Below are 228 nucleotides of genomic sequence, written 5' to 3'. Positions count from 1 at the left end.
ATCATCAACAGTAATAAGCCCGTTATATTTTTTATGGTCCAATAATCCATCAAGATATAGATTATTGATAACCTTATCCATAATTTCAATGCTGGCAATCTGGGATTTGGTAGTAAGACGCATTGTATTGACATCAAAGCTCTGCCCATTAAGATCAAATTTACCGGAGATTAAACCTACTGTTTTATTTTTTGTGATTACAGAGGTATTTAAATCCTTTACATCAAG

The 228-nt window shown here is 32.0% G+C and carries 1 protein-coding gene; it reads right to left on the bottom strand.

The features are described from left to right. On the bottom strand, positions 1-228 hold a 228-nt coding region (locus tag SB679_RS26650), incomplete at both ends, for a hypothetical protein (RefSeq protein WP_410705473.1).

Source organism: Chryseobacterium sp. SIMBA_029 (assembly GCF_046535275.1).
In the GTDB taxonomy this organism is placed as follows: Bacteria; Bacteroidota; Bacteroidia; order Flavobacteriales; family Weeksellaceae; genus Chryseobacterium.
This window is presented reverse-complemented; position numbering and strand designations above follow the sequence as displayed.